Raw genomic sequence first — 11,370 nt, forward strand, 5'->3', positions numbered from 1 at the left:
TTTCAGACCCTGTACTTTATGGTGCGCAGCACGTCGTCATTGTCGGCGTCGCGCATGGCCGCGAGGCTGCGATTGTCCAGAACCTCGGCAATGGCCTGGCGCACCTCAAGCATCATGTGGCGAACCTGGCAGGTGGCCTCGTCGCAATCCTCGCAGCGCTGGTACTGCGTGCGGCTGGCACAGGAAATGGGCGCCAGCGGACCATCGAGCACGCGCACCACATGGCCGATCCTGATCTCGGAGGCTGGGCGCGCGAGGCGGTAGCCGCCATCCTTGCCCTTGCGGCTCTGCACGAAGCCCGCATTGCGCAACTCGCCCAGAATGGCGTCGAGGAATTTCTTCGGGATGTTGTTGGAGACGGCGATATCGTTGACGAAGGCGAATTGACCGACCGGCAGCCCCGAGAGATGCACCAGGGCCTTGAGGCCGTATTTGCCTTTTTTAGTCAGCATATCCGCGAGAACTCACAGAAAATACGCCAATGCCTGTGGCGAGCGTTTGTGTGCAAATAATGACAGCACGCCCCTGGATGGCACGCATGCCTGCCATAAGAGCGCCTGTCGGCATAGACAAGCGCAAACTCGTTGACGTTCGGTGTCTTTTCGGCGGTTTTCTACGCACGGTGGGCAAATGCGCGTCAGGCGGCGAAAACGCGCCCGCGCCGCACCGCCACGAAGCCCTCATCACCGGCGCGCGCCCGCGTTTCCGGCGCAACGTCGAGCTCCAACACCCCGCCGTGATCGGGCGCCACCAGCAGCCGCCGGCCGCCGGGGTGGTCGATGACGCGCAGGATCTTCGCCGCCACGCCGCGGTTATCTGCAGTCCAGTCGAGATCGCCGGGGCGCAGGAACACTTCCGCCCGGCCGTCGGCCACGCCGGGGGCGGGCAGGGTGGCCGCGCCGATCCTCGCCTCGCCGTTCACCACGCTGGCCGGCAGGCGGTTGGTGTCTCCGAGGAAGCTCATGACGAAGGGCGAGTTCGGCTCGCGGCACACTTCTTCCGGCGTGCCCTGCTGTACGATGTTGCCGTCCTTGAGGATCACGACGCGGTCGGCGAGGTCGAGCGCCTCTTCCTGGTCGTGGGTAACGAACAGCGTGGTGATGCCAAGCTCGTCATGGATCTCGCGCAGCCAGCGGCGCAGGTCGCGGCGCACATTGGCATCTAGAGCGCCGAAGGGTTCATCGAGCAGCAGCACTTTCGGGTCCACGGCAAGCGCGCGGGCAAGCGCCACGCGCTGCCGCTGGCCGCCGGAGATCTGCGAGGGGAAACGTTCGCCCAACCCGTCGAGCTTTACCAGCCGCAGCAGTTCGGCCACGCGCACGGCAATCTCCTGCTTGCTGCGCTTGACCTTCGACACCTTCATGCCGAAGGCGACGTTTTCGGCGACCGTCATGTGCGGGAACAGCGCATAGTGCTGGAAGACGAAGCCGACGCCGCGGTCGCGCACGGGAATGTCGGTTGCGTCGATGTCACCGAAATGGATCTTGCCGCTGTCGGCATATTCCAGCCCCGCGACCATGCGCAGTATGGTCGTCTTGCCCGAGCCCGAGGGGCCCAGCAGCGCCACCAGCTCTCCGCTTTCGATCTCCAGCGACACGCCATGCACGGCGCGGAACGTGTCGAAGCTCTTCACGACATTGTCGAGGCGGATTTTCACGTCGTTTTCTCCGAGGCGAGTTGGGGGATGACCGCAGCGGCTTTCGGCGCGGCAAGCGCGGGGCGGCCGCGGCGGCCGGCACCTCGGCGCTCCAGCAGTACCTTCGCGATCAGCGTCACCACCGCCAGTACGGCGAGGATGGAGGCGACGGCAAAGGCGCCGGCGGTCTGGTAGTCGTGGTAGAGCAGCTCGATGTGTAGCGGCATGGTGTTGGTCTGGCCGCGAATGTTGCCCGAAACCACCGAGACGGCGCCGAACTCGCCCATCACGCGGGCATTGCACAGCACCACGCCGTAAAGCAGGGCCCAGCGGATGTTGGGCAGCGTGACCGAGGAGAAGGTACGCCAACCGGAAGCGCCGAGCGAGGTGGCGGCTTCCTCCAAGTCGCGGCCCTGAGCCTGCATCAGCGGGATCAGTTCGCGCGCCACGAAGGGCGCGGTCACGAACATCGAGGCCAGCACGATGCCGGGCAGCGCAAACAGGATCTTTATGTCGGCCGCCTGCAGCGCGGGGCCGAACAGGCCTTGCAGGCCGTAGACGAAGAGGTAGGCCACGCCCGCGACTATGGGAGAGATCGAGAAGGGGATCTCGATGACGATCAGCAGGAAGCGGCGGCCCCGGAAATCGAACTTGGTGATTGCCCAGGCGGCGGCGACGCCGAAGACGGTGTTGACCGGCACCGCGATCAGCGCCGTCACCACCGTCAGATAGATGGCGTGGCGGGTGTCAGCATCGGTGATGGCGGCGGCATAGACCGCCCAACCCTTGGAGAAAGCCTCAACGCCAATGACGACCAGCGGTGCGACGACGAAGAACGCGGTCACCACCAGCACGGTCGCGATCAGGGCGCGGCGGAAGACGCGATTGTCGCCGACGCGCGGCGGTTTCTTTGCTGTGCTTGCGCTCATGTCTCAGGCCCTTTGCGTGTAGCGCAGCGCGCGCGCCTGCAAGAGGTTGGTCACTGCCAGCATCGCGAAGGCGGTAATCAAGAGCACCGAGGCGATCGCGGCTGCGGCCTGGTAGTCGTATTCCTCGAGCCGGATGAAGGTCAGCAGCGCCGTGATCTCGGTCTGGAACGGCTGATTGCCGGCGATGAAGATGATGGCGCCGAATTCGCCCAGGCTGCGGGCGAAGGCGAGCGAGATGCCGGCCAGCAGCGCGGGCGTCAGCAGCGGCAGGATCACCTTGCGGAAGATCGCGCTGTCCGAGCCGCCGAGCGACTGTGCGGCTTCCTCCAGCGCCGGGTCGAGGTCTTCAAGCACCGGCTGCACCGTGCGCACGATGAAGGGCAGGCTGGTGAACGCCATGGCGATCATGATGCCGAGCGGCGTGTAGGCCACCTGAATGCCGAGCTTGCCGAGATAGGCGCCAAACCAGCCACTGGGCGCAAACAGCGCCGTCAGCGCAATGCCGGCCACGGCCGTGGGCAGAGCGAAGGGCAAGTCCACCAGCGCATCGATGAAGCGGCGCCCCGGAAAGCGATAGCGCACCAGAACCCAGGCAAGCGCGAAACCGAACACCACGTTGAAGGCCGTCGCGGCGAGCGCACACAGCACCGTCACCCGATAGCTCGCCACCGCGCGGCCGGACGAAACGATGCGCCAGTAATCGGTGAAGCCGAGGCTTGCCGCCTTGTAGACCAGCGCGCCGAGCGGCAGCACGACGATGATCGAGACATAGAGCAGCGTGAGCCCGAGCGTCAGATGCAGGCCCGGCAGGACACGTCGTTTCACGCTGCCGCCCCTCGGGAAAGGAAGGAAGCGTCGGGCACTCCATGACACCCCCCTCTGTCCTGCCGGACATCTCCCCCACAAGGGGGGAGATTGGCTGTCATCGCTGCTTTCGCCAATCTCCTACGTTGCAGAGAAAGCGGCGCGGTTGCGGCCGGCTGATCTCCCCCCTTGTGGGGGAGATGTCCGGCAGGACAGAGGGGGGCAACGTAGAACGCCAAGATCGCTATCCGTATGCTTTTCACAAAAAATGAGCCCGGCGGAGAGACGCCGGGCATCGGTGCCAAGATTGTGCCGGCGTCAACGTTCGCCGTAGATCTGGTCCAGCAGCGCGCCGGAGGCGAAGTGCTCGGCCTGCACCTTGTCCCAGCCGCCGAACACGTCCTCGACCGTCACGAGGCGAACCTCGGGGAACTTGTCCTTGAACTCGGCCACGACGTTTTCGTCGCGCACGCGGTTGCCGTGCTCGGCCAGGATCTTCTGGCCTTCCGGCGTGTAGAGGAAATCCAGGTAGGACTTGGCGAGGTCGCGCGAGCCCTGCTTGTCCGCCACCTTGTCGACAATGGCGACCGGGAACTCGGCCAGCAGGCTGACGGAGGGGGCGACCTGCTCGAACTTGTCCTCGCCGAATTCCTTGCGGATGCCGGTGGTCTCGGACTCGAAGGTGATCAGCACGTCGCCGATGTTGCGTTCCACGAAGGTGGTGGTGGCGGCGCGGCCGCCGGTGTCGAACACCGGCACGTTGTTGAACAGCTTGGAGATGAATTCCTTCACCTTCTCCTCGTCGCCGTTGAAGGCCTCGCGGGCATAGGCCGTGGCGGCCAGATAGGTGTAGCGGGCGTTGCCCGAGGTTTTAGGGTTCGGGAAGACGACCTTCACATCGTCGCGGACGAGATCGCCCCAGTCCTTGATGTTCTTCGGGTTGCCGGCGCGTACCAGGAAGGAGGGCAGTGAATAGAAGGGCGATGCCTGGTTGGCGAAGTCGCTCTTCCAGTCTTCCGAGACAAAGCCGTTCTTGACCAGGAAGTCGATGTCGGTGACCTGGTTGAAGGTCACCACGTCGGCCTCAAGCCCTTCCACGATGGCGCGGGCCTGCTTGGAGGTGCCGGCATGCGATTGGTCGATGGTGACGCCCGGATGCTGGGCGATAAAGGCCTTGTTGACGTCCACGAACAGTTCGCGCGCCACGTCGTAGGAGGCGTTGAGCAGCTTGTCGGCGGCGAGCGCCGAGGCGGGGGCGGCGAGCAGGCCGGCAATGGCCGCGCCGACGAGCAGGAAACGTCTCATTCAATCAACTCCAGAATCAATGGACGGCTTGGTGTCCGGTATCGAAGGCCAAACTAGCCAGAGGTGGCGCAGCGCGCGAGGAATGGCCGCCCCCGTTGCGTGCGCAAATGGGAAAGGCTGGGTCCCGTGATCTGTCGCGATTGGAAAATTATTTCCAGGAGATGGAAGTGATGGTGCGGAAGGCAGTGTTTTTGCGGCTCACCCAAAAATCTTTTCCGAAGAACCGGTTTCCGTCCCATTCCCGGCGCTGGCCGGAATCGCGTTCCTGGCAGGCGCACCCGTTCCGTCGTCCTCGGGCCGGAGCACGAGCGTAGCGAAGTGCGAAGGTTCCGGGGATCCATGCCTCGCCCTTGACGAGGCCAAAGCCGGCCCAGAGCTCAAAAGCCCGAAACCCTCACGCCGCCGGAAACACCTTCCACCGGCGCGGGCGGAAGGCGACGCGGGTCTTCTGCGCCGCCGGGTGCTCGATGGGCAGCTCGATCTCCACCAGCTGTCGCGCGCCGCCAATCTCCAGCTCCACACGCCGTGTGCCGGCCACGCGACGACTGGCCGCCACCGTGCCGGCGATGCAGCCGCTGCAGCCGTCGAGCAGCTCGACGTCGTGCGGACGGAAATAGAGCGTGGCCTTGCCATCGGGCGCGTCCGGCGCGGAAAGGCCGATGGGCCGGTCGGCGACCCAGAGCTGCCCGTCCTCGATCTTGACCGGCAGCGAGCTGGAATCGCCAACGAAACCGTAGACGAAAGGCGAGTTGGGCGTGTCGTAGACCTCGTCGGCGGTGCCCACCTGCTCGATGCGTCCCTGGCTCATCACCACCACGCGGTCGGCCAGCTCCAGCGCTTCTTCCTGGTCGTGGGTCACGAAGACGGTTGTGTGGCCGGTGGCATCGTGGATCTCGCGCAACCAGCGGCGCAACTCGCGCCGCACCTGCGCGTCGAGCGCGCCGAAGGGTTCGTCCAGCAGCAAAACCTTGGGCTCGATTGCCATGGCGCGCGCCAGCGCCACCCGCTGGCGCTGGCCGCCGGAGAGCTGGGCCGGATAGCGCTTCTCCAATCCTGAAAGCTGCACAAGGTCGAGCAGTTCGGAGGCGCGGCGGCTGATCTCGGCCTTGGGTGGCCGCGTGGCGCCGGGACGCACCTTCAGGCCGAAGCCGATATTGTCGGCCACCGTCATGTGCCGGAACAGCGCGTAGTGCTGGAAGACGAAGCCGACATTGCGCTCCTGGATGGTGCGCTGCGAGGCATCCTCGTCGCCGAAGTAGATCTTTCCGCGCGTCGGCTTTTCCAGCCCGGCGATGAGGCGCAAGAGCGTCGTCTTGCCCGAGCCGGACGGCCCCAGAAGCGCGATCAGCTCGCCCGATTTGATGTCCAGCGAAACGTCGTGGAGTGCCGGGAAGCGGTCGAACTCCTTGCGTACATTGGCAACGCGAACTTCCATGAAATTACCCTTGTCCCCAAATGCGTTCGTCAATGCCCGCGGCTGGCGGCGATGGCGTGGCCGTAGCGGATTTCCAGAATGGTCTTCAGCACCAGCGTCACCAGTGCCAGCCCCGCCAGCAGCGAGGCCACCGCGAAGGCGCCGACGGCGTTGTATTCGTTGTAAAGAATTTCGACATGCAGCGGCATGGTGTTGGTCAGCCCGCGAATGTGGCCAGACACCACCGAAACCGCGCCGAACTCGCCCATGGCGCGGGCGTTGCAAAGAAGCACGCCATAGAGCAGGCCCCATTTGATGTTGGGCAGGGTGACGTACCAGAAGGCCTGCCAGCCGTTGGCGCCGAGCGACAGCGCTGCCTCCTCGTCGCCGCTGCCCTGTTCCTGCATCAGCGGGATCAACTCGCGCGCCACGAAGGGGAAGGTCACGAACATGGTTGCCAGCACGATGCCGGGCACCGCGAATAGGACCTCGATGCCGTGGCTCTTCAGCCAAGGGCCGAGCAGGCTGCTTGCGCCGAAAAGCAGCACATAGACCAGGCCGGAAATCACCGGCGAGACCGAGAAGGGCAGGTCGATCAGAGTGATCAGGAAAGCCTTGCCCTTGAACTCGAACTTGGCGATCGCCCAGGCTGCCGCCACGCCGAAGACGAGGTTGAGCGGCACCGCAATCGCCGCGACCAGAAGCGTCAGGCGAATGGCGGAGATCGTATCGGGATCGACAAGCGTTTCGAAGTAGGGGCCCCAGCCGCGCTTGAACGCCTCGGCGAAGACCAGGACCAGCGGGAGCAGCAGGAAGACGGCGACGAAGGCGAGGGCCAGCGCCATCAGCACCCAGCGCGTGGCGCGGCTTTCGCTAATGGCCGAGGCGCGCGTATCACGGGTGTCGGCCGCGGCGGTGAAGGAGAGATCAACCATAGCGCTTGCGGCTCCAGGACTGGATCAGGTTGATGACCAGCAGCATCAGGAAGGAGATCGCCAGCATGATCGTGGCGATCGCGGTCGCGGCGGCGTAGTGGTATTCCTCCAGCCGGATGACGATCAGAAGCGGTGCGATTTCCGATACATAGGGCAAGTTGCCGGCAATGAAGATCACCGAGCCGTATTCGCCAACGCCGCGTGCGAAGGCGAGCGCGAAGCCGGTGACGATGGCCGGCGCCAGGCCGGGCAGCAGAACCCGCGTGATGGTCTGGAAACGGTTGGCGCCCAGCGTTGCGGCGGCTTCCTCGACCTCCCGGTCGATCTCCTCGATGATCGGCTGTACCGTGCGCACCACGAAGGGCAGGCCGATGAAGATCAGCGCGATCACGATGCCCAGCGGCGTATAGGCCACCTTGATGCCGAGCGGGGCGAGCAGGCTGCCGACCCAGCCCTTGGGCGCATAAAGCGAGGTCAGCGCGATGCCGGCTACCGCCGTCGGCAGGGCGAAGGGCAGGTCGACCATTGCGTCGATGACGCTCCGGCCGGGAAAGCGGTAGCGCACCAGCACCCAGGCCACCAGCGTGCCGAAGACCACATTGACGGCGGCCGCGATCAGCGCCGTGCCGAAGCTGACCCGTAGCGCGCTGACAGTGCGCCGGTCGGTGGCGATGGCCCAGAAATCGGCCCAGCCCAGCGAAGCCGAGCGCCAGACCAGCCCCGAAAGCGGAATGAGGATGATGAGGGTCAGGTAGGCAAGCGAGAAGCCGAGCGTCAGTCCGAAACCCGGGATCACGCTCGGCAGTTTAAATCGCCACCCTGCCTGGGCGGTTGCTGTGTTCATGTGTTCCCCGTTTTTTGTCGTCGCCGGTCGCCATCGGCGCCATCATAGCATGCCCTGCAGGGCTGGATGACGCGGCTCTGTCCAAGGTCGCGTCAGGCTTTTCCCGGCGGGGTGGATCGATAAGGGCTGCTATTGGCCCGGCTTGTAGAGCTGGTCGAAGATGCCGCCATCCCCGAAGTGCTCGGGCTGCACCTTCTTCCAGCCGCCGAAGATCGGATCGTCGATGCTGACGAGCTTGAGCTCTGGCAGCTTCTGCAGGTCCTCGGCCGGGACCAGTTCCGGCTTGGACGGCCGGTAGTGGTGCCTGGCGGCGATACGCTGGCCTTCTTCCGAGTAGAGATAGCCGAGATAGGCTTCGGCCACCTTGCGGGTGCCCTTGGCGTCGACATTGCCGTCGACCACCGCCACCGGCGGTTCGGCAAGAATGGAAGAGGGCGGGATGACGATGTCGAACTGGTCGGCGCCGAACTCGCCGAGCGCCAGATAGGCCTCGTTTTCCCAGGCCAGCAGCACGTCGCCCAGGCCGCGCTCGGCGAATGTGACGGTCGAGCCGCGCGCGCCTGTGTCGAGCACCGGCACATGCTTGTAGAGGCTGGCGATGTAGTCCTTGATTCTGGCCTCGTCGCCGCCGAACTGGTTGTGCGCCCAGGCCCAGGCGGCCAGATAGTTCCAGCGCGCACCGCCGGAGGTCTTGGGGTTGGGCGTGATGACCTGAAGATCGTCCTTGACCAGGTCGCCCCAATCCTTGATGTCCTTGGGATTGCCCTTGCGCACCAGGAAGATGATGGTCGAGGTGTAGGGCGAGGAATTGTTGGGCAGCTTGCCGCGCCAGTCGGGCGCGATCTTGCCCGTCTTCTCGGCGATGGCATCGATGTCGCCTTCCAGCGCCAGCGTCACCACATCGGCGTCGAGCCCGTCGATCACTGCGCGAGCCTGCTTGCCGGAGCCGCCATGCGAGGTGCGGATCGTCACCGTCTCGTCGGTTTCGGCCTTCCAGTGCCTGGCGAAGGCGTCGTTGTATTCCTTGTAGAGTTCGCGGGTCGGGTCGTAGGACACGTTCAGGATCGTCGTGTCGGCGAATGCGAAGCCGAAAACCCCGAACTGCACCGCGCCGGCGAGGAGGCCGGCAAGAAGGAAACGCGGTCGAAATTGGGTCATGTCTGCCTCCGTTTGAATGACCATACTCTATCGATTTGGTGGAGTTTGCATGCGCCGCTTCGTGCCAAATTTCGCGCGCCGGGGCAATTTTCCTCGCTTCTGCCCTTGGCCGGGGCGGAATTATTTTCCCGGCGAGGAGGAGCGGCATCAACGGGGCAGGGGTGCTTTGGTTCCTCTGCGGGGGGCATTGCTCGGGGGAGCCGAGCCGAAGATCGCCGTGGCGGCTTGTTACTCCACGAATACCTTCACGCTGGCCGCGCGGCCGGCGGCGTCGATGACCGTCAGCGTCGAATAGCCGGTGCCATCGGGCTGCCAGGTGGCGGTACGGCGACGGGAAGGCTCTTCCAGCGGCTTGCCGTTGGCCAGCCAGCGGAAGGGTGCGCGGCCGCCCTGCAGCTTCAGCACCAGCGGGGTGGCGGCGTTCGAGGCGGCGGCAAGGTCGACATGAGCGCCGTCGGGCGGGAATACGATCTGCGGCGCCGGCTCGGTCGCGGTGATCGCCACGAGGCCGTCGGGCGCGGGCGCAAAGCGCTGCTGTGTGACCGGCAGGTCGGCGCGGCTGGTGCGGAAGGCGCCTGCCGGCGCGCGGCCGAGCGGCACGGCGGCGAGGCCGGACTTGGCAAAGCCTTCGAACAGGATGGGCGCGGCAGAAGCGTAGCCCGACAAGCCGGGCACCGAGCCGGCATCCGCGCGGCCCACCCACACGCCCAGCACGTGGCGCCCGTCGAAGCCCACCGACCAGGCGTCGCGATAGCCGTAGGAGGTGCCGGTCTTGTAGGCGATGCCGCGCGGGGAGGCGCCTTCCGGCGGCCGCACGCCCGACAATATGTCGGCGATCTGCCATGTCGCCTGTTCGTCGAGGATGGTGCCACCGCTGTGCTCGATCGGCCCGGCTTCGGTGCCGTCGCGCAGCGTGCGCGCCTTTCCGCCATTGGCGAGGCCTGTGTAGAGCTGCACCAGGTCGCGCAGCGACACGCCGACGCCGCCGAGCCCGATGGCCAGCCCCGGCGCCTCGCCCTTAGGCAGCACAGGAGTGACGCCTGCCTGCCGGAAGCGCGCCGTCAGCCGCGCCGGGCCGACCGCGTCGAGCAGGCGCACGGCCGGCACGTTGAGCGAAAGCTGCAGCGCCTGGCGCACGCTGACGTCGCCCTGATAGCTCATGTCGAAATTGCGCGGGCGATAGCCGGAGAAATCGGCAGGGCGGTCCTCGATCATCGTTTCCTGCGCGACCAGGCCCTGTTCCATCGCCAGCCCGTAGATGAACGGTTTCAGGGTCGAACCCGGCGAGCGCACGGCGCGTGTCATGTCGATCCAGCCGGAGCGGCCGCCGTCGAAATAGTCGGCCGAGCCGACCTCGCCGAGAATCTCGCCATTGCTGGCATCGGCCAGCACCATGGCGACGGAGATGCGCGGGCCCAGTCTCTCGGCTGCATTCCTGGCGACCGCTTCCAGCCCTTCCTGCACGCGCTTGCTCAAGGTCAGCTTGTGCCGGATTTCGGACGGCGCCTTGCGCAAGGCGGCGTCGGCGACATGGGCGGCGAGCGCCGGCAGGGCCAGCCGGGTGCGGGCCACGGGCTCCCCGGAGGCGCGGGCGGACTCCGGCTCGTTGAGCACGCCAGCCGTCACCATGCGCGCCAGCACGCGGTCCCGTGCGGCTTCCGCTACGTCGCGGTTGCGGTCGGGGCGTCGGCGCTCGGGCAATTGGGGCAATGCAACCAAAAGGGCCGCTTCCGAAACGGTGAGGCGCCGAGGCTCCTTGCCGAAATAGGCAAGGCTGGCCGCGCGCACGCCCTCGAGATTGCCGCCATAGGGCGCGAGCGTGAGGTAGCGTTCGAGGATCTCGGTCTTGGACAGCCGCCGCTCGATCTGGAAGGCGCGCAGCACCTGCCGCAGCTTGGAGCCGAAGCTGCGGCTTTCGCGCGGCTCGATCAGGCGCGCAAGCTGCATGGAAAGCGTGGAGCCGCCCGAAACGATGCGGCCATTGCCCGCGAATTGTTTCGCCGCGCGCATGAGCGCCAGCGGGTCGACGCCGCCATGCTCGAAGAAGCGCTTGTCCTCATAGGAAATCAGCATTTCCACGAATTGCGGATCGACCTGGTCGAGACGGGTGTCCAGCCGCCAGAAACCGTCCGGCGTCGCATAGGCGCGCAGCAGCGCGCCGTCGCGGTCTACCACCTCGGTGGAGACGGCAAGTCGCGCGGGCAGCGGCGGCGGGTAGGCGCGGTCGAGCGCATAGAGAGCGCCCAGTGCCAGCGCGGCGAGGCCGATGGTGGCCGCGGCGGAAAGTGCAAGTGTGCGCAGCCGGGTCATGGCGTGGCTCCGCAACGCTGGTAACGTATCCGGCT

10 protein-coding genes are annotated in these 11,370 nt (G+C 65.9%); all 10 read right to left on the minus strand.

The features are described from left to right. Positions 1-2: 2 nt before the first annotated feature. The 10 genes from AC3A4H_RS10065 to pbpC all read right to left on the minus strand — a co-directional run bounded on the left by AC3A4H_RS10065 (position 3) and on the right by pbpC (position 11,335). Positions 3-452, minus strand: coding sequence for an RrF2 family transcriptional regulator (locus AC3A4H_RS10065; RefSeq protein ID WP_348777426.1), 450 nt, complete (start codon positions 450-452; stop codon positions 3-5). Positions 453-637: 185 nt separating this feature from the next. Continuing rightward, complete coding sequence (locus AC3A4H_RS10070) at positions 638-1,657, minus strand: sulfate/molybdate ABC transporter ATP-binding protein (protein ID WP_487766566.1); 1,020 nt, start codon at positions 1,655-1,657, stop codon at positions 638-640. Then, a complete protein-coding gene (gene cysW, locus AC3A4H_RS10075; protein WP_487766567.1) occupies positions 1,654-2,565 on the minus strand; it encodes a sulfate ABC transporter permease subunit CysW in 912 nt (303 codons plus the stop codon). Before cysW (AC3A4H_RS10075) ends, AC3A4H_RS10070 begins: the two co-directional genes overlap by 4 nt. A 3-nt stretch (positions 2,566-2,568) precedes the next feature. Continuing rightward, positions 2,569-3,390: a sulfate ABC transporter permease subunit CysT gene (cysT, locus tag AC3A4H_RS10080; protein WP_487766568.1), complete on the minus strand. Its 822-nt coding sequence runs from the start codon at positions 3,388-3,390 to the stop codon at positions 2,569-2,571. A 297-nt stretch (positions 3,391-3,687) separates the two neighbouring features. Next, positions 3,688-4,674: a thiosulfate ABC transporter substrate-binding protein CysP gene (gene cysP, locus AC3A4H_RS10085; RefSeq protein ID WP_487766569.1), complete on the minus strand. Its 987-nt coding sequence runs from the start codon at positions 4,672-4,674 to the stop codon at positions 3,688-3,690. Positions 4,675-5,068: 394 nt separating this feature from the next. After that, positions 5,069-6,109, minus strand: a complete 1,041-nt coding sequence (locus AC3A4H_RS10090; protein WP_487766570.1) for a sulfate/molybdate ABC transporter ATP-binding protein — start codon at positions 6,107-6,109, stop codon at positions 5,069-5,071. Positions 6,110-6,138: 29 nt separating this feature from the next. Next, a complete protein-coding gene (gene cysW / locus AC3A4H_RS10095) occupies positions 6,139-7,023 on the minus strand; it encodes a sulfate ABC transporter permease subunit CysW (protein ID WP_487766571.1) in 885 nt (294 codons plus the stop codon). After that, the gene (gene cysT, locus AC3A4H_RS10100) at positions 7,016-7,867 is read right to left on the minus strand and encodes a sulfate ABC transporter permease subunit CysT (protein WP_487766572.1); all 852 of its coding nucleotides are present in this window, start codon (positions 7,865-7,867) and stop codon (positions 7,016-7,018) included. The genes cysW (AC3A4H_RS10095) and cysT (AC3A4H_RS10100) overlap by 8 nt, the downstream gene beginning before the upstream one ends. Before the next feature lie 129 nt (positions 7,868-7,996). After that, positions 7,997-9,025, minus strand: coding sequence for a sulfate ABC transporter substrate-binding protein (locus tag AC3A4H_RS10105; protein ID WP_487766573.1), 1,029 nt, complete (start codon positions 9,023-9,025; stop codon positions 7,997-7,999). Positions 9,026-9,253: 228 nt separating this feature from the next. Next, a complete protein-coding gene (gene pbpC, locus AC3A4H_RS10110) occupies positions 9,254-11,335 on the minus strand; it encodes a penicillin-binding protein 1C (protein ID WP_487766574.1) in 2,082 nt (693 codons plus the stop codon). Between the last annotated feature and the right edge of the window lie 35 nt (positions 11,336-11,370).

The sequence above is a fragment of the Pseudaminobacter sp. Soil_N_29 genome, from assembly GCF_057656055.1.

Coding starts and splice junctions, on each gene's coding strand:
- AC3A4H_RS10065 (WP_348777426.1), bottom strand. CDS start 452: ATGCTGACTAAAAAAGGCAAATACGGCCTCAAGGCCCTGGTGCATCTC.
- cysW (WP_487766567.1), bottom strand. CDS start 2,565: ATGAGCGCAAGCACAGCAAAGAAACCGCCGCGCGTCGGCGACAATCGC.
- cysP (WP_487766569.1), bottom strand. CDS start 4,674: ATGAGACGTTTCCTGCTCGTCGGCGCGGCCATTGCCGGCCTGCTCGCC.
- AC3A4H_RS10090 (WP_487766570.1), bottom strand. CDS start 6,109: ATGGAAGTTCGCGTTGCCAATGTACGCAAGGAGTTCGACCGCTTCCCG.
- cysW (WP_487766571.1), bottom strand. CDS start 7,023: ATGGTTGATCTCTCCTTCACCGCCGCGGCCGACACCCGTGATACGCGC.
- cysT (WP_487766572.1), bottom strand. CDS start 7,867: ATGAACACAGCAACCGCCCAGGCAGGGTGGCGATTTAAACTGCCGAGC.
- AC3A4H_RS10105 (WP_487766573.1), bottom strand. CDS start 9,025: ATGACCCAATTTCGACCGCGTTTCCTTCTTGCCGGCCTCCTCGCCGGC.
- pbpC (WP_487766574.1), bottom strand. CDS start 11,335: ATGACCCGGCTGCGCACACTTGCACTTTCCGCCGCGGCCACCATCGGC.